This window comes from Photobacterium sp. 1_MG-2023 (genome assembly GCF_030547945.1).
Lineage (GTDB): Bacteria > Pseudomonadota > Gammaproteobacteria > Enterobacterales > Vibrionaceae > Photobacterium.
Map to the genome: position 1 here is coordinate 58646 of NZ_JAUORR010000006.1, position 24231 is coordinate 82876.

Here is a 24231-nt window from a genome sequence, read left to right on the forward strand (position 1 = left end):
CAGGAAATGCTTTACTCTTTCCCACTTTTATTTAGGATCCAGTTTCGAAAATCCTGTGTAGCGCACGCTTATTTAGTGAATTCTGAAACCTCTGCCACACTTTTCGCATTCCGTGAAATTCACAGCCTTCACTGTCATTTTTCCTATAAAAAAGCTCACATCGAAACCTTCAGATGCAGGATCACTGAACGGATTGTCATATCCACATGAAATAGTCACTAATTCAGCCGCTTATCCCCCGCTCTGCCGCCGTCAGCAAATTTTGAATCTGCTTATAATCAGGGCTTTCCACGACTCGAATTTGATGGACCTATGATTAACGTAAATTTAGCTTCTCTGATTCAACGTCTGCATCCCATCGCAAAAGTTGCGCTGGAAGATGCAGCGGCACTTGCTGTTTCTGAGCGATCCACGGAAGTGGCAATTGAGCATTACCTGCTAAGCCTGCTCGAACGCCCGAACAGTGATTTTGATAAGATTCTGTCGAGTTTTGACTGCTCGGAAAATTTAATCCGCCAGTCGCTCAATGCGTCATTACAACGCAGCGACAAAGCGGCGGGAGGGAAACCTGTTTTTTCTGCACTGCTGATTGAATGGCTGCAGGAAACCTGGCTCATGTCGTCGATTGATTTAGGCCAGCAGCAAATCCGGACGGGTGCGCTGTTACTGACGCTGGTGAAAAATCCGATCCGTTACGGACAACACGACATCCAGGAGCTGTTTGAGCCGATCAACAGCGAAACCCTGAAACGAAACTTTGATCAATTCACCGCAGATTCGATTGAAGCACAGGTGGCCAATACAGAAAGCAGCGAACCGCGTCAGGAAGGTTCTGCGCTGAACAAGTTCACCATCGATTTCACTGGCAAAGCGCGGGAAGGCAAGATCGACCCAGTCTTCTGCCGGGATCGTGAAATCCGTCAGATCATCGATATTCTGGCCCGCCGCCGGAAAAACAACCCGATTGCCGTGGGTGAACCGGGTGTGGGTAAAACCGCCGTGGTTGAAGGTCTGGCACTGAAGATTGTCGAAGGGGATGTACCGGATATTCTCAAAGGCGTTGAACTCTTTGGGCTGGATATGGGTCTGCTGCAAGCTGGCGCCAGCGTCAAAGGTGAATTCGAAAAGCGCCTGAATGCTGTGCTGGAAGAGGTGAAAAACTCTCCGACACCCATCATTCTCTTCATTGATGAAGCCCATACGCTGGTTGGCGGGGGGGGTCAGGCAGGCGGCAGCGATGCAGCAAACCTGCTGAAACCGGCTCTGGCCCGGGGTGAAGTGAAGACCATTGCCGCGACCACCTGGTCTGAATACAAGAAGTATTTCGAAAAAGATCCGGCCCTGGCCCGTCGTTTCCAACTGGTGAAACTGGATGAGCCTTCACCGAAAGAAGCCGCACTGATCATTCGTGGTCTGCGTCCGGCCTACGAAAAAGCACACAATATTTATGTCCGTGACGATGCGATTGCGTGCGCTGCCGAAATGTCCTCCCGCTATATATCCGGGCGTCAGTTGCCGGATAAAGCCATTGATGTGCTGGATACAGCATGTGCCCGCGTGAATATCAGCCTGCGTTCTACTCCGGCAGCCGTCGAAAGCCTGCAACAGCAGATTGCTTCCTCTCAGCGCGAGCTGGATGGCCTGAAGCGTGATGAACTGCAACAGACCGGCGATAAGAAAAACGCCACGCTGATCCCGCAGATTGAAAGCCAGATCGAGACGCTGACAGCAGAACTGGCAGAACTCACTGCGCAGTGGGAGCAGGAAAAAAATCTGATTGATGAAATGATCAGCCTGCGCCAGAAGCTGCACATTGCAACCGGCGAAGCAGAAGCTGCGGATGAAGCGTCTGAAGACGACCCACATGCGGATCTGGCGGATATGGATGAGGCGTCAATTCGTGAAGCGATTCTGCGTTGTCAGCAGGCGCTTGAAGCGTGCCGTGGCGAAGAGGCGCTGGTTCACTTTGAAGTCGGCCCGGCTGAGATCAGTCAGGTGATTGCAGACTGGACGGGTGTCCCTGTCGGGAAAGTGCTGAAAGATGAGTCGGCTTCTGTCCTGACGCTGGGCGAATCACTTGCCGAAGTGATCAAAGGTCAGCCATTTGCCATTGACTCACTGAGTGAAGGGATCCGCGCTGCGAAAGCTGGCCTGATGAACCCGGATGCCCCGATGGGCGTTTTCCTGCTGGTGGGCCCGAGTGGTGTCGGTAAAACAGAAACGGCACGCGTGATTGCTGATCAGCTGTTTGGTGGTGAGCGCTTCATGACCACCATCAACATGTCTGAATTTCAGGAAAAGCACACCGTTTCCCGTCTGATTGGCTCACCTCCGGGTTATGTCGGCTACGGTGAAGGCGGCATGCTGACCGAAGCCGTTCGTCAGCGTCCTTACTCGGTTGTGCTGCTGGATGAAGTTGAAAAAGCCGATCCGGAAGTCCTGAATCTCTTTTATCAGGTATTTGATAAAGGCGTTCTGAACGACGGTGAAGGCCGTGCCATTGACTTCAAAAACACCCTGATCCTGATGACCAGTAACCTGGCCACACAGGAAATTGAATCACTGGCGCAGCAAAGCGACGACATCACAGCTCCGCAAATCGGCGATGCGATTCGTCCGGCGCTGAATCGTTATTTCAAACCGGCGCTGCTGGCCCGGATGAATGTGATTCCTTACCTGCCGCTGGCAGATGATGCCATGACCGACATCATCGGACATAAGCTGCGTAAACTGGGCGAGCGCCTGAAAACGCACCATGATCTGACACTGGCGTTTGAGCAGGATCTGATCGACTTCGTGCTGGGCCATTGCCGCCTGAGCGAAACCGGTGCGCGGAACATCGATGCGGTCATCAACCGTCAGCTTCTGCCTCAGCTGTCCACGGAACTCTTGTCGCATCAGGGTGAGGACAGCCCGCACACCACGCTGACTATTTCTGTCGATGAACAAGGATTGATCGAGTATGCCTTCAGCTAATACTGGAGAACTCAATAACCTGTTACTCGCGATCAGTCAGACACTGGCCGATCGCACCCAGCTGGCGTCCACCATGGACGCCATCCTGGGGGCGGCGCGTCAGCTGACACAGGCCCGGCACGGCATTATGTACGTGCTGGACCAGACCGGACAGGCATTGGTTCCCCTGAGTGTTCACAAACATGAACAACCTTTGCATGAGCATCCGTGGATGCCGTTGCAACTGGATTTACTGACCGACAATGATCCGTTCAGTTATGCTATAACAACCGGAGAAATTGTGCTGATCAATGAGTTGTATGCCTACTCCGGCTACAACTGCGACACCATTTATCAGCATGAAGCCGCGATGGATTTACGCAGTGCCAATCTGCTGGCCTGGCCGTTAAAAGATCATCAGAACCTGACGGTTGGCTTGCTGGTGCTGTTTGATCTCTGTCTGATTGACGACGAGCAGTCCTTGTCGGTGTTCACCAAACTGGCCGGGACCAGTATTCGTCAGGCCATGCTGCTGGATACGTACCACACCAGTCTGCGCAGTCTGGAAGCAGACAATGCAGCACTGAACCGGGAAAATCAGCAGCTCAAAGCCCGCAAGAAAGCCAATTACACTGGCCCCATTGCGGAAAGTGAGCCGATGCGGGACGTTCTGGGACGATTGCAGCGGATTCTGACCTTACCGGTCGATGTTCTCCTGCGGGGGGAAACCGGTGCAGGTAAAGAAGTGATTGCCCGCTATATTCACGACAACTCCGACCGCGTCGATCAGCCGTTCATTGCACAGAACTGTGCCGCGATCCCTGAGCAGTTACTGGAATCAGAATTGTTCGGCCACAAAAAAGGCGCGTTTACCGGGGCAGATAAAGACAAAAAAGGGCTGTTCGAAGCCGCGAATGGCGGCACACTGTTTCTGGATGAAATCGGCGATATGCCACTGTTATTACAGGCAAAATTACTGCGTGTTTTACAGGAGCGGAAAATCCGTCCTATCGGAGGAAGTGAAGAGCGAAGCATCGACGTTCGGGTCGTGGCGGCAACTCACTGTCATCTGATGGAAAAAATCCAGAAGAATGAATTCAGGGCCGACCTGTTTTATCGCCTGAATGTGTTCCCGATTACGCTGCCACCGCTGCGGGATCGGCCTGCAGATATTCTGCCGCTGGCAGAACATTTTGTGACACTCACCAGCCAGAAACTGGGACTGGACAGCGAACCTGTGCTGAGCAAAAAAGCACGCAAGCGCCTGATGGATTATGCGTTTCCCGGCAATGTGCGTGAACTGCGCAATATTATTGAACGGGCCGTCTTACTGTCGGATTTCGAAACCGTCGATACCGTCGAACTGGGCGATGAAGAAGCCTATATGCTGAGTGAACTACCGGCAGAGATCCCGGAAGAAAGTGTGTTCGACAGTGAATTGCCGGAAGTGGATATGGGATCGCTCAAAGATTCTGTGATTCAGTATGAACGGACCGTGATTATGAAAACCCTGGAGCGCTTCAACTGGCAAACCAAAAAAGCTGCGGAGTCGCTGGCCGTTCCGCTGAGCACACTCAGCCATAAAATTAAAAAATATGAAATTCTGCCCTAACCCTGAGCGCTCAGGTTTGACTTCGCCAACCACCCCGAATGTTCGTCGGGGAGGCTGGCGTGATTCAACCGCTTGAGCCAGGCGCTGGAATCAATCCTCTGAATGAAGAACCTGAAGCCGACCGTTGCGCGCCATATCCCCATACCGTAGCATAGTCACCAGTTGCCTCGGCATTCGATCCCCAGACTTTACTGTCTGTCCCTGTTGCAATCGGGTCAATTGCCCATTCGGACCCGTCATCAGCCAATGCACTGCCACTCAATGCGATCAGCACTGAAACGATGCGCGTTTCTTGTTTCATTTTTCCATCCCTTTGATCTCTGTGAACCACATATGTACGCAAGTGTATTACGCCATAGGCACTCAGTTGCTATAGCGCATATCCATTCAGCCTATTTTCATTGACTGAGGATCACTGGTGAGCTCTGGCAATGGCGAGAAATGATTCGGTGAGATTATGGAGAAAACAGTAAATCTGAGCAGAGAAAATGAATGGCTGATTAAGTGTAAATTGGCCTATCTTCAACAAGCCTAGTTATAAAACATTTAAACTGACATTTTAATCACTAGATAATTTAAAAGTCATCACTTTAATATATGATGACTTTAATTATTAAAATATTTTTTATAAGTCAGCCATTAAAGTTAAATGGGCTATTCTCCAGACCAAGTATCTAACAACTCTTCTCTTTTATCATTCATAACCCTTAATTTTCTTCTATCTGCATTGATCCATTCGATCAGATTATTATTATCATGTGGTGCTAACTTCAGCTCCTCAAGTCTCACTTTATTAATTCTGATTTTTTCATCTGATGATATATCATCTCTTTCGCTTGTTTTGATCTCTGCAATTGCATTCTTAATTATTTTATCATCAACTTTGAACCAATTATTGACAATAGGACGCCGATTGTTCACAGTCCTTGTGTTTTCAATATACAGCTCAGATGAAGACGAATTATTTAAATTTGTATTATCGACACTAGAGACGTCGACATTCAAAAAGAATGCATTAACTTGACTGGTTTTATGACCTAATAAAGGCTTCAGCCCGTAAACAGAAGTCCCAAACATATTAATGTACTTCAAATCAAATTCAACACCCCAAATGTCAGCGCCTTCATCTTCCATACCATCCAACCATGGCTCCAATTGCTGGTCGGATAAATTATCAAAATCATTCTGTATTGACTTGACAAATTTATGTTCAGAATCTTCAGAATAAATTTCAGAAGTAAATGAGTATTTGCGGCCTATTTTTTTCACCTGACCAACGCGATAAATAGATTTTACTTCGGTCAAATGCATAGAGGCACTCCCTTTCCACTGTTCCCGTACCATATTTAATTTAATTCTTACAGGAATGATGTTCTCTTCAATTAAGTTGTAATCTTTAAATATCTTTTTGTCAACTGAAGGTGTCCGAATAATTATACGGACTTTAGTTTTTGAATCCCAGTTAAAGTCTCTTGCAGTGTCAGATAACGCTTTTGTACCAAGGTACGGCTGCGGAGGCAGGAGTGGATTGAAATTTGAAAACGTCTCCCTAGTCCTACGGCCGGTCTTTAATTCATCCTGGATAATACTGAAATAAACTTTTTCTGAATCAAAAAGCTTCGGATATTTAACCTTATTACCCTTTGTCGGATTTTCATCCTCTAAAAACCCTTCTTCAATTAATAAGTGGTCGCCAATCACTCTTTTTCCATTAAAGTTATATTCTCTATTTGGAGAAAGAGACAGCTCAAAAAAATGCTCACTTTCATCATCAATCGATGATAAATGCTTAACTTCAGGGAAACTAACTGATTTATTTACTTTTCGATTTCCTTTTACATGGAGACTATAATGGTATTCAATTGTCCAATCAGTCCCAGAGAACAGATAATTTAAAAAATCATAACCCTTTCCAAACATGCTTTGCAAAACTGGATTATTATAATATGCAATGGGACGAGTACCCATGATTTGTTGAGCACCAAAGAAAAAACTCGGTTCAATAATAACGCCATACAGCTTATTCGGAACTCTGAAGTTCATCGCGCTTTTTTCGTGTTTCAGCAGCTCGCTAATTTGCAGCTCTCTGACATACTCTGTATTTTCTGAAGCAATTGTTTCAGTAAAATCACCGCTACCAAAATCAGCACCCGTCAAAATTCCTGTTGCCTTTGCTCTTGCTGTAATTGGTAAATGAAAAATGTTTTCCTCACCAAGCTCTTTTTGGATAATTGGATGATCAATATTTAAAATAGCAACAATTCTTATGCTATCAAAGGGAGAGATTTTTTGCTCTCTATCATTTAGATAAAAATCTCTGAAATATGTCCAATCCTTTTCTCCTGGTTTCTTCGCCGACATAATAACATGTTTAAAAATGTCATTATCTAAGTCTATTGGTAGTTTCACTGTCAATAGCTTGACAAAATCATCAATATTTTCACTCCCAATATAGTGAATCGGGAAAAATTTCTGATAATTACCATACTCTTTTTTGTAATTTGATATCTTTTTATCGCTGCCAATCAAGTTTCTGAATAAATTTTGGCCATTCGTGATGATATATCTTCCTTGCGCAATATTTGCATCTGTTGAATCTAAAACCCATTCGCCATCAGCTTTCATAGCTTCAAGCCAAAAATCATCCAAATTAACAGGTGAGAAAAAATTGAGTTTTAGATTCCAATCATCACTTAAAATAAAGCTCTTTATATAACCTACAATGTTGAATTCTTTCTTAATTTTATCCGAATGATTAGGCGCTAGATGAACCTCAAGTTGATACCTCTTCAACAATCGAATCAACCCATTCAGTGCCATTGATCGTTTTATATAACTTTTTGTAATTGGTGCATCTAAGTCCCCAAACTGAAAAGACTCAATCATTTTTAACGATTGAATGGCATCAACTTCACCTAAGTTCTTAATTGAATTTTTTAATTTATTCTCACCTTCATAGAAATAGTCATAGGTGATATCTGCAATACTAACTAGTCCTTTGGCTGTCTCAATTATCAATCCTGCAAGCGCTGCACCAACCGGAAATGCTACGCCAGCCATCAACATAATTGAGTCAAGTATACTGTTTGCTGAATTATAATTTGAATCATTATAACCCAACTCAGATTTAATTAATGATTTCCTTGCATTTTCTACTAACGACAAGCCGACTCGACTTGGTGGATAATCATATAAAGTGCTAAAGTTCAGTACTATTTCCACACGTCTGTTTTTGCTTCGATTCTCTTCAGTATCATTAGGAAACTTATTATGACTTTCACCATACCCTGTAGAAACAATGCTATTATTCCAAGCGGATTTACTTTTTTCTGTCATTTTTCAAGCAAATAATCTCTCACTGCATTTGCTCTTCGAATAGACAAATCGAGATTATACGCTTCAGTTCCTGTATTACATGTATATCCGGCCACATTAATCATTATTGTATCAGGAAGCTTGGAAAGCAGATCTGACAATTCAAGTAATCCTCTAACTACTTCTTTATCAGATAAAATGATTGTATCACTGTCAAAGTTAAATCTTGTACTGATTAGCTTTACAGAAAGTTCACTCGAACCCTCATCCGTCTCAAAATAATTTGAATCAGTCCCCAAGCCTCTAACACTATTGTTTATCTTGTCAATATTTTCTAAATGCTTATCGATTTTTTCGCTATTTATATCATTAATATCAGTGAGCTGATTTGTAGATGCAGATAGAACCTTATATATATACTCTTCAACTTTTAATTCAAGCGAGGAATTATTTTTCTTAACTTCATCTTGCTTCTTCAATGTATCGTTAAAGTTATAGATTGCAGTACCAATCGTCATGGACTTATCAACAACGCCATGTATAGCATTTGCACCATCTGCAGATTTTTTTAAGAATCCATTCGCTTTTGATAAAAAGGAATGCTCCCCGATCAGATACGGCTTCAATTTTTCAGGTACTGTAATATACCCTTTGACTTTTTCTCCTAATGGTTGAAACACATCTTTAAATTTATCTTTTACCACTAATGGTACGATCTGAGGATCATCTAATAGATGATGTATTTTTCTAACATGTAAGTAACTTGTATTTTTTAAATTCTCATTTTTAGCTGCATCAATAATTGAATGAATAGAATTACCAACACCAGCTATAGCGACCATCGAACGATACAAAGTATCATCTTCTGATTTCAACATTGATAAACTTGAAAAGACCAATTTAGACTTGATATTCCAGGCCGTTTGGCTGGTACAATTACCAATAATATTTTGATATTGGCCTTTATACGTACTCCAATGATTAAGAATTGACTTTGCTATATCACTATCTTGTGATTTTTTCACTTCGAGATCATCATTCAAGTCATTTTTATCATCGGTTAAACGAGAAATTAGCTCCTGGAAGTACTCCGGAACATGATTTAACAATGCCTCTTCAACACTGATTGGCTCACCATTTATCAATGCACTCTTCCCAAAAGCGGTTCTGATTGGTAAGTCAAACACTTTCTCTTTAATGGAATACCCTTTCCTTATATCCAATCCTTTATTAGACAGTGTACGCCTTAATTCAGGACTAAATGATTCATTAAAGGAAATGTCAAAACGTGCGTATTTATCAAAAACCTCATCAGGATCAAATTCATTTTCTATCCAAAATGTAGCAGTACAAATTCTTCGTGAATCATTATTTTTTGAGGTATTCAACACTTTTACTTGGCTAACAGGTCTAGAAGACTGTCCAGTTTTGCTTCCAGATATTTTCATAAATGATGGAAAATCTGAAATTTGAACTAATGCACCATCAAAATATTCACTTCCAAATGTTAAAACAATTGTGTAAAATTTTGGAATTTCTACAACTTTAATACTACCAGTGATTTCTTGATCATACCAATCATTATATGCCTTTTCATATCCAAAGTCTGCATTAATGAATTTACCAATAAGCTGAGATTTACCCTCTGGTAATCTTATCCGTTTAGGTAAGATGTTTATCTCATGAGACTCATCTAGAACACTTAATTTACCTGAAAGATGAGATAACCAGTCCTGTCCGTAACTTAATAAGTACAATGGTACAAGCTGACTCGGAAAAAATTTCATTTTAGAAAATCGTTCCGAAGAATACTTTTGACTTGATGTCGGTAGAGATATCAGCGAAACATTTTCATTGATATTGTCGGATGAAAAAAATAAAACCCTTCCAACTTCATCCGTTGTTGCAATTGAATTCTTATCTTTTACACGATAGATAGCATTTCCTTTTCCATTATATGAGTTTTCTTTCACCGCATTCTGCCGCACTCCGTCTTTATCATTTTTGTTTGGTAAAAACAATGTCTGGAATGGCAAAGGAGCAAACTTTGCATTTTTACACACTTCCCCTTGATGATCATATAAACGACTCATGAGATATACACTAGGATCATCATACTTATTAATAGCCATTAATTATTCCTTACTACCAAATTTTATATTATTATATGTATTTCTATAATCTTCCTCGGTTGGTAACTTCGGGAAATAACCTGATAAGTTTTCTTTATCATAATCAATAAAATTATTTTTTGATAAGTAGATATCTGAAAAGACTGTTATTTCATAATCATCACCAGCATCATAATAATATATAATTGAATTGAATGCGCTGTTTTCATTTTTCCCTACTTTTCTATATAGCCTTTGGTCCTGAAATGCCCATCGCCCTGGCTGAATCACCCAGAAACCAAAACTTTTACCGACAGCATCAAATGGTTTTACAATTTGATACACAGTATAATCTTTATCATTCTCATTATAGTTGCAAGTAAAATACTTCCTGTCAGCACTATAATAACCACCACCGCTACATTCATCCGGTAAAAAACCACCTCTCAAAGGATTTTTAAAGCCGGGCATTTCATAAACAACTTGCTTGCCTTTACCTTCTATTTTTTTTGTATATTCATTCTCTTCTGTTATTCTGGAAAATACTTGGCTTCCATTTTCCACAGTAAATAATCGACCATGCCCTTTCTCGAAATCATCACCATATGTGTTCTTAAAAAAAGTGATTTCCTTTGAGTCCACATCCAAATAACCACTTCTGCCTGAATTATTGATTAAAGCTTTCTTACTATCGGTACTCCAATAATCGACTCTGCAGTCATATGGTGCGAGCTTAGTGCTTTTTCTCTTATGAATATCATACAAAGTACACCAAAACCCTTTATTAAAAGATGTTGTAACTATATACCTGCCATTCGGTGATCGACTTGGTTTGTTGATCCCACGTCTTGGCCAGAATGCACCTCCGAATTCCTCATGACTTGCGATTAATTTAACATCGGTTCCATTCAGGTTCATCGAGTAAACGTGGTTGTAATCTTCACTTTTATTTCTAGCCGTAAATAAAACCCTGGGTAAATTATAATCTTCATCCCATTGCTCATATTTTATATATTCTGGGATGTTAACTTTTAACTTCCAAACTGCAGGAGATAACTTTGATGTCCATTTTTTTATTTCATTTGACTCTACTATCAAACTTAGCTGGTAATTAAAATCTTTCTCTTCTTCATACTTCTTCTGAAGATATAAAAACAAATAATATGATGATGCACCAATAAAAATTGAACCAACCATAAGCCAAAATATTTTCTTACTTTTCATTGCTACCCTTTTCATTAATTTCTTGCTGCGTTCAGCCAAAGATTTCTGAGTTCTTCAATTTTCTTTGCTTCTTCGAAGGACTCTTCAACCATTTCAGCATGTTCAATTTCTTCACATTCGTCTTGATCGTTTGCCAGTTCTTCAAACGGAATGTCTGTAAAAATAAATTCAGCACCGTGTGGATCTTTGGGATTCGCAATAAATAACGTAAAACGCCCGTCTGTTGGTAAGCCCGTAAATAAAGCCTGACGCCAGCGAGAGTCTTCCCCATCATCGCTCGCTTCCATCAGAATTGATTGCTTCCATTCACTATTTTCGTCTTTCAAAACTGCGTATATCGGCGGAATTTTACCGAAAACAGAAGAAGCCAGACCCACTTCAACTTTGACAAGAAAACCGTCATTTTTACCATCCACATACACCACTGGCGTATTCGACTCAGCGTATTTGTCTTTCAACACACACTGTTCGGTGAGCCAGGACATATCCTCTTCGGTGACTTGATGCAGCTTGGCCGACTGAATGTCCGACGTGTGCTCCTGCGGTTCGAATGCTTTCCCTTGAGAGTAAATCGATAATTCATCCAATGGCGTCGCTGCAGCGCTCAGTTTTGCCGAGTCACTTTCCAGCGCCTCAATTTGCGTGTAGGTTTTCTGATCGGGTGAGAACATCAGTTGAATACCGCTCTCCCCTGCCTGAACTTCACCCGCAACTTTATAAGGCACCCAAAACTGAGGCAGGTCGAACCCGCTCGCCTCGCGATGTTCAATCACGGGCTGCGCTTTCTGCCGTTCGTACTGATCTCTGACACGGTAATATTCCGTATCAATATCTTTGTAATAACCCGCTTCGGTGATCTGAAGTTCGCGCCACAGTCTCCCTTTCCAGAACACATACAAATAGCCGCCTTTCAGTTCAGCTGCTTTTTCTTTGTCTTTGCTCTCGTCCAGATAAGCCAGCGCACGAACCGGAATCATCACCGTTTCCCACTCATCCATTTCCGTTTCGTTTTCTACCGGCATCAGATTTTCAGCCAGTAAAAAGGTCAGCGGATTTGGCAGCCCCTGCAATGGCACAACCAGATAAAGGTTCTTGGCTTCATTTTCCAAACCTTTAAATGTTGCCAGGGTACGATGTCCCGTTTTCATATCTGCAACGGCACGTGCAAGCTTCTGTGCCTGCACATCGGTTTTCGCCAGTTGAAAATAGGCGCGGTTCGACCCCCACTGCCCGGCCAGTTCCACTACCAGCTTGTGGTCGGGAACAGGTTCGATGGGTTGGTTCACCACGTTGCGGGGCAGCGGGGTGGTGTCTTCAAGGGGCTGATAATGTGCCTTGACGTATCTCACTTTTTCCATGGTTGTATTCTCATTTCTTATCGCACGGGCGAAGCTGATTCATGCGGGTTGAAGAGACGGGTCGCCAGAAAAGCAACCGCGAACTTCAGCATGAAGAAAACATAAGGGAAGCGCCTGAAGAAGGATCGTCAGACACAGATGATTCAGACGTGGGAAAAGCATGAAATGGAAAATTAAGTGATTCAGCACAGGTAAAGGGTACATCATGATGACGGTCTCCGAATCTGGGTCTGGCACCTGCTGGCTGAAAAGTGATGATTCAGGACAACAATGCATCTGCCGGGTTCTTTTTTATTGTCAGTTCAGGGAATGAATAAAGAAGTACGGTCATCAAGACGTACAGCGAAAACCCTAACAGATTGAATCACTTAATCAACTCATTTAATATCCTGCCGGTCTTCAATGCGTCAGCTTGAGACATTGAGTCAACAATCAGGATTCCTTTTCTCTCGCGCAGTTGAATCATGACGCAGTCCCAGTCGATGGCACTGTTAACGTCAGTGTCAGCATGGCCCGAGGGTGAATTGGGTGAATACGGATGAATGACAACTTATCTAAGAAGGCGACGGTTCTGTGCAATCAGTTAAATATCAGCGATAGGTGAACAAGATAACTCCTCACTGGATAAGGATTGGTCTTCATTGGGCGATAATTTTTCAAGAGGATTACCGGGGGAGATAAAAAATCACCGCCGAATGGCGGTGATTTAATTCATCAATTAATCACTTCAACGCTAATAGTTGCATCTGGTCCAGTTTTTCCATATTTATCATAATATTCACCAATACCGATCTGATACGTTCCAATAGACTTAGCATAATAATCTAATATTGCAACTGTATCATTTGACTCCCAGTCTTTACGAGTAAAACTCCCACCAGAACTGATATAATTCACAGAACCATGAATGGTCCTACTAAAAGTAATTTTTATAGTGACCATATTGTATTGTGAAACTTTATTACTTCCAGAAATATATTCAATACTTTTAATCAATGGAGAATCAAACACACTTAAACTCACAGTACTACCTTTACCAGGCATGCCATCATCTTTAGCAATATAACTGCCATCTTTCAGTTGAATCATTACTTCAGTATCTACGCCGGTTGGCGAAATATAATCTACTTCCCATGTGTTGTAATATCCCTCACGAACATTTTCAAAGTATCCGTGATTCCCTCCAACAGTTGCTGTTGCGATAAAGTCGTCAACAGACAAGTCAGTAATCTCTTCAGAGAAATTTATTTCCAGAGTCGTTCGCTTCGCCCCACCAATAACCTTATCATTAGCTACAAAGCTAGTAACCTCAGGCACTGTCCACGGCTCCACAACAAAATCAGTGTACGGCGTGCTGACTTCATTGCCTGCATAGTCAGTGGCCTTAATCATCAGATCATGTGTGCCTACGGCTGCCTTAAAGTCGAAGGTGTACACGCCGCTCGCTTCCGCCGGCTTGGTATAATCAGACGGGTTCGTGCCACCGTTCAGTGTTGCCACCACCTTGGTACTGTTCAGGTTCGCATCCTGAATATTGGCTGTTAAGCGAATGGTGTATTTGCCATCCACAGTCGGCATGACAGCCTGTTGCACTACCTGAACATTCAGAATATTCGGTCTTGCCATATCAACAATCAGTGGCGAGATGGTCACCGGAGAGCTTTCCCCCTTCAGGGTATAGCTTGGCAGTGAACGGCCCAGATTATCCAGAATCGACAGTTTCAGGTGATACGGCCCCTGCATACTTTCTGTCAGCGTCGCAATCTCAGTCGCCGTTGTCAGACCATTGAATGTGCCGGTCAGCGTAATTGGGCTCAGGCCCTCAGCCTGTGGATCCAGTGTCACCACGTAGCCTTTCACTTCTGCACGTGAATTCGGATCTGTCACTGTGCTGATGTTGAATGTCTGCGTATTGTTCGCCAGCACTATATTCGAATCTTTCTTCTGCGCACCCAGCAGTTCCAGCGTCGCTTGCGGTTTGAGGATATTGACAGTGAATTCTGTCTTATCATCCATACCAACATTATCTTCCGCTTCGATATACACCCTGAAACTATTCTTACTCCCAAGCTTTGCAGACTCAAATGCCAGTTGATGGATATCATCATCTGTGGAAGATTTCTCAATCGTGAAACTGTCACCCAAATCTTTCACGATATATTTAACGCTATTCAGGCCACTCGCTTCATCTGAGATATCGAAGTTCATCAGCACATTGCCATTTCCGTCAGATCCAATGCTATATACATCTGCGATGACTGGTGGGGCCTGATCAATACCCAACTCAATTTCAAATTTATCACTCACGTTTTCCCAATCATCTTCGACCCATGTTTTCACTGTCACACTATTTTTCAGATAGTCTGCATCCAGTACCCCATTAAAAGTTACGCAGCGATAAACAGGATCATCCTGACATTCTCCATAGTTTTCAAACTCACCGCTTTTTGCATTGAAATCATAGCGAGTATCACCCAATTCAACATAGATGTTTCCAAGGCTAGCCTCCTGACCCAAGCTTAATTTGATATTGAAAACGACTTGTTTACTATCGATGTAATCCCCATTTTTATTACGGTCTGTAATTTCAATCGTCGGCTTTGCCTTAGGGACCAGTAACTGAATCGTAGAATCTGCATCCAGTATTGTATTTCCGGCCAGATCTTTCAGTCCATTGAGTTTCACAAAGTGCTCAACAGCACCTTCACGAACTAAATCATCATATTTACCGGTAAATGTGTATGTAATCGTCTTATTACCGTTACTCCGCTGAATAGCCGTCGGTTCGTACTCTTTCAGGCCTTTCAAAAGCTTCACAGATGCTGTGTCATCCATGCCTGATAAAGCATCCGTGACAGAAAGTCTCAATGAAAGCATTTTCACACCCTCAACCGTATCCACCGCTTCTTTCTTCAGGATGAAGTTGTCTTTATTCGCGATCACTGGTGCATCAATATCCACCATGTTGAACGAGAAGATCTGGTCAACTTCAGCACCATTGCTTGCGGTTGTTCGGGTGATCAGCACCGGATTATTCGCCATATTACGGTCGATATTGTCGAACTGACACACAGGCGAGGCGGTGTTGGTGTACACCTTGTAGTAGCCTGACGTATCGTTATTCGGCGCGCCGTCACCGGTGTAATCTTCGCGCAGCCAGCATTCGAGTTTATTCAGAACCGCGCCTTCTGCATTCTGAATACCGAATTCAGCTCGCAGGCTCTGGCCAAAAGTGAATGTCCCGAAGTTCGCCGGGTTCAGAACGGTCAGACTGTAACCTTCACGCTGAACCGTCAGCGGACGGACGATGGTGTTTATCTGGCGTTCGCTATTTTTGTTCACCTTGGTTTTATTGAAAGCTTTCACCACCAGATTATATTTACCGTCGTTCGCAATCTGAGTATTCAGGCTGGCTTTGCGCTGGGATTCGTTGCCCGTAACCGGACTGAAGACAATGGTTTCCCCCTGTTCTGTTCCCACGCGGAACAGGGTTGCTTCCACTTTATCAATGCCGCTTTGCGGATCAGTCGCATCCAGATAGAGATCAACCGTCCCGGGTTCGGTAATCGTCTGGGCCGGCGAAATTTCTTTATTATCGCTCTGATAACGCGCCGTCAGCGATGCATCCGGCGGTGTGGTATCCACCTGAATAGCAAAGGTTGCTTTATCCTGCAGATTGCCACGGATATCCTCGGCATTGATTTTCAGAGTGAAATCCTGCTGCATATTGGTTGCAATTTCGTTCGGGTTGGTTGGTTGTGTCCCAGCTACGCCCGGCGGTGGGGTTGTGCCGGTATAAGTCCAGTAAACCACTGAACCCGGTTTGATCGGATCTGTGCCCTCGTCCTGAACGGAGATATTGAACACATAGCCTGGCTCAACATAATCATTCTCTACATCAAAGTTATTCAGGGTGATGGCCGGGCCTTCATTATCGAAATAAGTGGAGACCGCATTTGAGCGGCTCTCGAAACCATATTTATCAGTCGCTTTGACAAAGACTTTGATCTGATGGCCTTCACTGGTATTGATCAGCGACGTATTCGCCTTTTGCAGATCAATATTAATGTTGGTCAGCCCCTCCGGCTTGAACGGCTCCACCAGTTTGACTTCACTGGCACTCAGTTCCTGCCAGAAGCTGATATTTTCAACACTGGAGTCATCCGTCATGCTGGCAATATTGGCAATGAATTTGGTGCCCATAATATTGCCGGATAACTCCGGGGCGGTGCCGTCTTTCAGGGTTGGGGTCGCAATCACCGGGCCCATTTTATCAATCTTGAATGCGAAGGTGCCTTCCCCTTCATTCGGTGGATAAGCCGTATCCCGCGCTGTGATGTAGAGGGTGTAGGTTTTCCCATGCTCCAGGTTCGCCGCGACCAGCTGCATTTTGGTGTTGGCTTTATCGCCCAGCAGATACGCCGGGACTGTTGAGCAATCCGGGCCGCATGGCGCCAGATCAATCAGTCCTGCACCGGTATGCAGTTTCAGTTCAATCTCGCCCAGCGCACTGACATTCCCGATCCCGTTGTTCAGCACCGCGAGTGGCGACCACTGGCTGTTACCGCCCAGCAGTTCCACGTCAGAATCCAGCACTTCCGGTGCCTGAAAATCGACATTCACCCGGAAACGACCGACATTCGGATCGGTGGCAGGAATGAAATTCCCCAGTTTATCCGCACCTTCGGTGATCAGCGTCCATGAACCGGCATCCAGATGCACCGGTTTCGGAATTTCCAGATCATCGGCACACTGCGTATCCAGACACAGATACAGCGTGACGATGTTACTCTCGGATTTGGATTCCTCCTGCGTCACCACACGTTCTTTGGTGCCATTGCGGAAAATGAAACGACGCTTGGCCGGATCCTCACCGACACGCTCATCCACCTCAAATTTCAACGTTTGTTTGAAGTTGGTGTTGATATACGTGGTATCCGGCAGATTGTCGGCTTTAAATGGCGGAATGAAAGTATATTTCGGCGGATCGTTATCAATAATAAAGATGGTCGCTTTTTTGGTCTGGCCGTTATAACCATGGCTGTTTCCTTCACGGTCCGTTGCACTCAACAACAGATCCAAACGGGCAATACCCGGATAGTCGTTGGCCGTATCTAAGCCAAACTGATGCTTCTCTGCATAGGCATCGTTATCGATTTTATTGGCCGTGATCCCTGTCGGCGTGGCTGCATTGCTCTCGGTATCCACACCCCAGAACAATTCCAGCTTGGTCGGCTGCGCACTTTTATCCAGGCCGGACGGGTCGGTCACATTCACAATTGCGCTCAGATCACCACTCACATACCACTTGTTGAACAACTGAATAGCATTGCTGGCCAGCGGATCCAGACTGACCGCTGGTGGCTCCTGATCGACCGCTTCCGCAGGCGTTTGAAAGACCTTCTGGCTTTGCAGCGTCGGATCTGATTTCGCAAAGCGGTTGGCGTAATACATCGCCACTTTGTCATCGACTTTGCCGGTAAACTTTGTTTTCACAAAGTCGTAGAAATGCTCGCCCAGTTTCTCGCGGTAATAATTTTCACCCAGCGGATCATTGGCAAAATAGAGCTGCTGACCGGCGGCATTTTTCCCATCCGGCTTCCCGTCGCCAACGATATCGGTGTAATACAGTTTTGCCAGATCCGTACTGTTCTGAACCGCACTCGCATTGGCAATATCCCCCATGGCTTCCAGCAGGAAGCGGTACAGATATTTACTGGACGGCGGGTTCGGAATCGCCAGCAACTCATCATTATTCGCGTAATAGGTGGTGGTCGGGTTGAAGCCAAAGAACTGGCTGGTCTGCTCCCCGAACATGGCATTCACATCCGAGAGAATACCCTGCGCTGTGCCTTGTGTTTTATTCGATTGATCAAACAGGTAATCAAAGAATCCGGACTGGAAGACCGACAGTTCCGTGATGATAAACTCACGATCACCAGATTCACCGCCCACAATGCCGTAGCTGCGCAGGCCGTGTTCTTCGGTCAGGTCAAATTCAGTCAGTGCATTCTGACTCCATTTGTAGAACTGGGTTGATCCCGTCACCGTCACCCGGTGGATCTCACCGGCAAACTGAGAATGGGTCTGACAGCTGGCCGTGTCTTTCAGCGTGCCGCCGCCTGTTTTCGACGGTACAGCAAGCATCTTACATGATGCAATCGACGCCCACTGGCCGGAGGCATTTAGACGCTCAATGGTTGCACTCGCGTCAATATAAGGCGATGTCACCTTGATTGAAGGCAGGTTAAACGTAGATTTGAACTGAAACTTATAAGGGACAGATAAGTTGCCTGAACCATCCTCGGTCACAATGGTGATGGTTTGCGCGTAGCTTTCGTCCACCCGGGTGAAGTCTGCCCCGAAAATCTCCCGGACAAAAGGAATGAAATAACGCGCTTCGCTGATGTAGCCTTCGCTGTCAGGTGCCGGGAACACTTCATGAGGCAGCTGGCCCAGATTACTTTTCACTGTCCGGGTGATCGCGACCGGTTCACCGATTTTCCCTGCCTCATAAGTGACAATGACATTGAGTTCCTCAGCCGAAGAACTGGTCACTTCAGAACTGCCTGTGGCGTCTGAAACACTCAGAGTCAGATAAGGCACCTGGTTCTGATCGAGCACCAGGGTGGTAAAGTCTGCAAAATCGACTTCCGGGTGAACGCCTTTCAGCCCTTGCAGGGCATAAGCATAATTCAGGTTCAGGTACTGTTTCCCGTACAGATCCTGAAAATATTCTTGCGTCAGGTTGTCCTGATACTCGCCGGTATCTGCATCGAAGAACTTCATCGCAACTTCCGGAAACGCGACGCTTTGCGTCGGTGCTGTGGTATCCGACAGGATCAGATGCTGTGCCTGACTTTTGTTGCCGTTGCCATCCGTTGCGGTGAGGAAGAAGGTGGTCTGCCCGCCAATGAACAGACCCCGGTCGAAGTTCTGGGTAAACGCACACACTTCTTCCTGAGTCTCAGGATCGGTTTGCATAGTACAGTTCAGCACGTCCGGCGCACCGGCGTTCACCGCAATGGTTGCGCTGTCAATGACTGAACCGGCATCTTTGATGGTTCCGGTCAGAGTATAGAATGCCTTGTTGACCGGGTTAAAAGTCTTCGGCGACGTCACATTGATCACTGGCGCGAGGTTATCCCACCGGAAAGCAACGGATTGTGCATCATCGGCATTTCCGAGCACATCAGCCACTTTCAGAACCAGCCTTGCCTCAACGGGTTCAGCCGATAGCTTATCGATTTCCAGCGTATTGACCTTGGTGACCACCAGCGTTTCGCGCACGCCACTGTCAAAAGCCTCAGACTGCACACGACAGAGAGAAGAAATACCGTTTTTACAGTTTTCCAGTTCGCCCCAGCCGCTTTCTGCGGTTTTGGTCTGCAAGAAGACTTCTGCGTACTCAATCCCGATAAAGTCAGTGACTTTGACGGAAACCAGTCCGGAGCCAGACAAGGTTTCATTCCCGAAACGCACCACTTCCGGCGCATCTTCATCAATGGAAACCGGGGCACGCGGGGCATAAATCCCGCCAGAAGCATTGTTCAGACGATTCACCAGCGGGGTGTAATCACTGGCAGGTGTCGAAGAAATATTAATGTCCGGGTTGTTCACCACCCGGAGCAAATGCTGGGCTAATGTATTGGTGTAATACTCAACATTCAGTTTTTGCAGACCAAACGACAGCGCCACCGGCAAAGCCGAAACTTCATCCAGTGACCAGCCATCCAATTGTCCGGTTGCCTGAATATCACGATATTGCAGATCAGCCAGATTGTAAGAGGTATAAATGAGCTTTTCTTTGTCACTGCCGCCTGATTTTTCCAGCAGCTCATAAGCTGCTGAAGAGTATGCCAGCAAGAATGCGCCATACTGATGACCTTGTGTGGCGACAGCGCTGTAGTTACCAACAGAAATATCCAGCGGCTGAACCGCAAAGACGTCAAATCCATACTGGCTGTTCACGGCTGCGTTTGCGGATTCGATGGCTGCCGCAGTCTGTTGACCTAAACGCTGAAAATTATATTCAGCCAGACCCGCGGCAATATTGGTCAGAGGTGTCAGCATGACATTCCGGTTCTGACCTTCCACAAAATTGACATAAGCCCGGAATTTCAGCGGGCCTCTGTCATTCACGGTTACAACATTTTTCGAATGCGGATCCAGGTATCCGCCACCGTTAGCTTCAAGGTACAACGGCGTGGTCCCGGCCGTGAGCGCGATAGAAAAACGCCCATCCGGGTTGGTGTTGGTGGCGGCTAATAAACGACCTGCTTTACCGTTGTTGAATTCGTAAACACTGACTCTTGCATTAGAAACCGCGGCATCAAAAACAACACCGGAGAGAATGCCTTGCTGGCGATCTTTCGGATATTCCGGATAAGTTTCTTCGCTGCCACATGCAGATAGAAAAACAACAATGAAAAATAAAACAATTCGTCTGAACACAATAGCCACACTGAATAATAGGTCAATAACCTGATATTATATTCAGTGTAAATGACATGACAATCCAGTAAAAACAACAACTTATATATACAGATTCACTGGTTCAACTTGCGAAATAACAGGCAGAGCCGTCATAATTTCAGGCACTTTTGATTGATTCATTTCCGAATTGACACTCCGTAAGGCCCGCAGGCAACAGAAAATCATCGATTCAATCTTCAGATTTGTGACCTGCCCACCAAGCTGGCAGTTTGACTGCCTGAGATGTGAAAATGACAGCAAATAAAATCACCCTGGGTGTGGCAGACTCACGCGCTCATCATGTCAGTAGATTGATTGTGCCGGTGGCTGAGAAGACTCAGACTCAGGCTGTTGATTGTAAGGTTGACGCAACGGCTGATCGGACACTTCCAGACGACTGGTGACCATAATCCGGCGCAGACCATCTTCACAGGCGTTTTTTCCGTCTTCCCAGCCTTCGTTATACCGGGTATCCGAATCTTTGAGCGCGATATCTTTCATGTAAGCGGTATCAATGACACCTTTCAGGCTCAATGAACTTTCACATCCCTGATTATAGCCGTAATGATAAATGCTGTCGTAAGGCTCATCATTCACATAGGCTTTGGGAAATAGCGTGTACTCACCCACGCCGTACGCTGAATCCATACCGGAACAGCCAGCCAGTATGACGCTACCGAAACACAATCCCAGAACTTTCCACATAGCCCTTCTCCCAGACAAGAACGCACAATGCATTGTGCTGTTGCTTGAATTCTAGACTATTTTTTTGAAATTCTGGGGCGGGTTCTTGTGCGGGGCGCAGTGGAAACGAAACAGGCCGCGATTCACGCGGCCTGTGCATTTCATCGCAATGGGCGAATCATGACTTGGCTTGCAGCACAGCATTCAACCGTTCAAAGCCTTCTTCTAAATCGCGGATCAAATCGTCTGCGTCTTCTAGGCCAATATGCAGCCGCAGGATCGGACCGGCAAATACTTTCTTTGTTGCCGTACGCAGACTGTTGATATTTTCATTCGCCAGAATCAGACTTTCAAATCCGCCCCAGGAATACCCCATGCTGAAGTGCGCCATACCATCCAGTAAAGCCGTGAGCGCCTCCGTATTGCCGCGGTTCAGCACCACAGAGAACAGGCCGTTACAACCTTTAAAGTCACGGAGATAAAACTCATGCCCCTCACAGCTCGGCAAGGCCGGATGACGAACATGATCCACTTCCGGACGCTCAGCCAGCCAGCGGGCAACTTTCAGGCTGTTTTCCTCGTGCTGACGCAAGCGCACGCCCAGAGTACGCAACCCCCGCATCGCCAGATAAACATCATCCGGGGAGGTGCACTGCCCCATCAGATAACTGTGTTCACGCAGTTGGTCCCAGCAGCGTTCATTCGCAGTTGCCGTGCCCAGCATGACATCGGAATGCCCGACAATATATTTGGTGGCCGCCTGAATGGAGATATCTACGCCATGCTCAAAAGGCTGAAAGTTGATCGGCGATGCCCAGGTGTTGTCCAGCATCACCACGATGTCGTGCTCATGCGCAATTTTAGCCAGCGTCGGGACATCCTGCACTTCCATCGTGATTGAGCACGGTGATTCGAGGAACAAAACGGTCGTATTCGGACGAATGAGATCGCGGATCCCTTCCCCGATCATCGGGTCGTAATACGTGGTTTCCACACCCATTTTCGCGAGGACTTTATCGCAGAAATCACGGGTCGGCTCATAAGCGCCTTCGACCATCAGGAGATGATCGCCGGTTTTCACAAAGGACAGAATGGCATTGGAAATCGCGGCTGTACCACACGGATACAGGGCACAGCCGACGCCACCTTCCAATTCAACCATCGCATCCTGAAATGCAAAATGGGTGTTGGTGCCGCGTCGTCCGTAAAAGAGTGCTTGATTCGCCCGATTGGCTGTTGCGTGTTTCATCTCCGCGACTGAATCAAACACCACGGTTGAGGCGCGGCTGACCGGCGGGTTTACAAGATGCTGCGTCCATTTTTTTGAACGGCCAGCGGTGATAATTTTAGTATCAAGTGCTTTTTTGTTTGCCATGCTGTTCCCAAATCTGTCTTTGATCCATCAAAGTAAAACCCTGCCGAGGCGTGCGAAACCACACTCAGCAGGGAGAAAACGACGGTGCAATGCATTTGCTGTCAATGTTCCTGACGTTAACACACTTCAAGGACTTTTGGGTACAGCCCGGCAGCGCTGGTCATTATCTTATTGCTGCATAAGATATATCGTTATTGGCGGCCTGAGTTTCTGCAGCCATCACTTCAGGCTGCACAGTTTCAGGCTGCTTGACCTTCTGCGGTTTGACCTGAGGCATCCTGACCGCCTGGGGATCAACCATTTCCAGGTGTGCCCGGTAATTCAGACACTCACGCATGACTTCCATTTCACTGGCAACTTTTGCGGTCAGAACGGTCAGCAGCACAGCCTTATAGGCAAAGTGGCGGTGCAATTCAATGACCAGACTCGGCGAGCAGGGTTTATCCCCGACCGGACGGAGCACCTGTAATGCTTGCCGTTTGGGGTAAAGCTGGAAAACATTCTTGTTGATTCCGCTGGCTTCCCGGATCTGGCTGCGAATTTCACAGCGAGACACCGGGCTGTAGTAATCCTGATTTCCATCGCCGGCAATCCGCTTCAGATAAGCTTCGTGCAGATGCGTCATCCGGCCTTCCAGCGCGGGCAGACTCAGAAAAATGATGTCCTCATAGTCTTCACCTAAGGTCTGGAAAATACCCCGTGTTTGCGGAATAAACCCATGATTCAGTAAGCAGGAAATAGATTTCAATCCGGCCATATATTGCGCCAGAACAGCCAGAATTGCGGTATAAAGTTCTGGCGGCTCCGTGACCCGCTCCTGTACATTTTCTTGCAATGCCTGAATTTTATACTCCAGAAACTGGACGATTTGATGGTTCAGCTTCATCTCTGTGTCATACATAGTGCTGCCCCCTAAATGGACTGAACCCAAGCGGTTCAATCGGTCATGCTTTATTATCTCTGCTGCCGTCAGCCCGCTGGCCGACCCATTCTGCAAGGCAGAATGTGATCTAAATCATGCAATTTCAATGCCGGAGGTAAGTGAATGATCTGTCGCTGGTCCACTCGGTGAATGACGGTTTTTTCGTGACATGCTTCGCATTTTGCATGTCAGAATGCAAA

The 24231-nt window shown here is 45.6% G+C and carries 11 protein-coding genes; 2 read left to right on the forward strand and 9 right to left on the reverse strand.

All coding sequences use genetic code 11. The features are described 5' to 3' along the window. Window positions 1-312: 312 nt before the first annotated feature. Window positions 313-2976: a type VI secretion system ATPase TssH gene (gene tssH / locus Q4579_RS07595; RefSeq protein ID WP_303562958.1), complete on the forward strand. Its 2664-nt coding sequence runs from the start codon at window positions 313-315 to the stop codon at window positions 2974-2976. Continuing rightward, the gene (locus Q4579_RS07600) at window positions 2963-4567 is read left to right on the forward strand and encodes a sigma 54-interacting transcriptional regulator (protein ID WP_303562960.1); all 1605 of its coding nucleotides are present in this window, start codon (window positions 2963-2965) and stop codon (window positions 4565-4567) included. Before tssH ends, Q4579_RS07600 begins: the two co-directional genes overlap by 14 nt. A gap of 64 nt (window positions 4568-4631) precedes the next feature. On the opposite strand, the gene Q4579_RS07605 is transcribed toward Q4579_RS07600, so the two are convergent. The 9 genes from Q4579_RS07605 to Q4579_RS07645 form a co-directional block, all read right to left on the reverse strand. Further along, a complete protein-coding gene (locus tag Q4579_RS07605) occupies window positions 4632-4868 on the reverse strand; it encodes a hypothetical protein (protein WP_303562962.1) in 237 nt (78 codons plus the stop codon). A 353-nt stretch (window positions 4869-5221) separates the two neighbouring features. Further along, complete coding sequence (locus Q4579_RS07610; protein WP_303562965.1) at window positions 5222-7903, reverse strand: hypothetical protein; 2682 nt, start codon at window positions 7901-7903, stop codon at window positions 5222-5224. Beyond that, a complete protein-coding gene (locus Q4579_RS07615) occupies window positions 7900-10014 on the reverse strand; it encodes an OmpA family protein (RefSeq protein WP_303562966.1) in 2115 nt (704 codons plus the stop codon). Before Q4579_RS07615 ends, Q4579_RS07610 begins: the two co-directional genes overlap by 4 nt. 3 nt (window positions 10015-10017) lie before the next feature. Beyond that, window positions 10018-11217 (reverse strand): hypothetical protein, encoded by a 1200-nt coding sequence (locus Q4579_RS07620; protein ID WP_303562968.1) that lies wholly within the window; start codon window positions 11215-11217, stop codon window positions 10018-10020. Between the two features lie 14 nt (window positions 11218-11231). Then, window positions 11232-12575 (reverse strand): hypothetical protein, encoded by a 1344-nt coding sequence (locus tag Q4579_RS07625; RefSeq protein WP_303562969.1) that lies wholly within the window; start codon window positions 12573-12575, stop codon window positions 11232-11234. A gap of 714 nt (window positions 12576-13289) precedes the next feature. Then, a complete protein-coding gene (locus Q4579_RS07630) occupies window positions 13290-21029 on the reverse strand; it encodes a carboxypeptidase-like regulatory domain-containing protein (protein WP_303562971.1) in 7740 nt (2579 codons plus the stop codon). Window positions 21030-21353: 324 nt separating this feature from the next. Next, the gene (locus Q4579_RS07635; RefSeq protein WP_303562972.1) at window positions 21354-21755 is read right to left on the reverse strand and encodes a hypothetical protein; all 402 of its coding nucleotides are present in this window, start codon (window positions 21753-21755) and stop codon (window positions 21354-21356) included. A 157-nt stretch (window positions 21756-21912) separates the two neighbouring features. Next, on the reverse strand, window positions 21913-23109 hold the full coding sequence (locus Q4579_RS07640) for a cystathionine beta-lyase (RefSeq protein ID WP_303562973.1): 1197 nt from the start codon (window positions 23107-23109) through the stop codon (window positions 21913-21915). Window positions 23110-23272: 163 nt separating this feature from the next. After that, complete coding sequence (locus Q4579_RS07645) at window positions 23273-24010, reverse strand: hypothetical protein (protein ID WP_303562974.1); 738 nt, start codon at window positions 24008-24010, stop codon at window positions 23273-23275. Window positions 24011-24231 lie beyond the last annotated feature (221 nt).

Excerpts from the sequence above, each read along its gene's own strand:
- tssH (WP_303562958.1), top strand. The coding sequence starts at position 313 with ATGATTAACGTAAATTTAGCTTCTCTGATTCAACGTCTGCATCCCATC.
- Q4579_RS07600 (WP_303562960.1), top strand. The coding sequence starts at position 2,963 with ATGCCTTCAGCTAATACTGGAGAACTCAATAACCTGTTACTCGCGATC.
- Q4579_RS07605 (WP_303562962.1), bottom strand. The coding sequence starts at position 4,868 with ATGAAACAAGAAACGCGCATCGTTTCAGTGCTGATCGCATTGAGTGGC.
- Q4579_RS07610 (WP_303562965.1), bottom strand. The coding sequence starts at position 7,903 with ATGACAGAAAAAAGTAAATCCGCTTGGAATAATAGCATTGTTTCTACA.
- Q4579_RS07615 (WP_303562966.1), bottom strand. The coding sequence starts at position 10,014 with ATGGCTATTAATAAGTATGATGATCCTAGTGTATATCTCATGAGTCGT.
- Q4579_RS07620 (WP_303562968.1), bottom strand. The coding sequence starts at position 11,217 with ATGAAAAGTAAGAAAATATTTTGGCTTATGGTTGGTTCAATTTTTATT.
- Q4579_RS07625 (WP_303562969.1), bottom strand. The coding sequence starts at position 12,575 with ATGGAAAAAGTGAGATACGTCAAGGCACATTATCAGCCCCTTGAAGAC.
- Q4579_RS07635 (WP_303562972.1), bottom strand. The coding sequence starts at position 21,755 with ATGTGGAAAGTTCTGGGATTGTGTTTCGGTAGCGTCATACTGGCTGGC.
- Q4579_RS07640 (WP_303562973.1), bottom strand. The coding sequence starts at position 23,109 with ATGGCAAACAAAAAAGCACTTGATACTAAAATTATCACCGCTGGCCGT.
- Q4579_RS07645 (WP_303562974.1), bottom strand. The coding sequence starts at position 24,010 with ATGTATGACACAGAGATGAAGCTGAACCATCAAATCGTCCAGTTTCTG.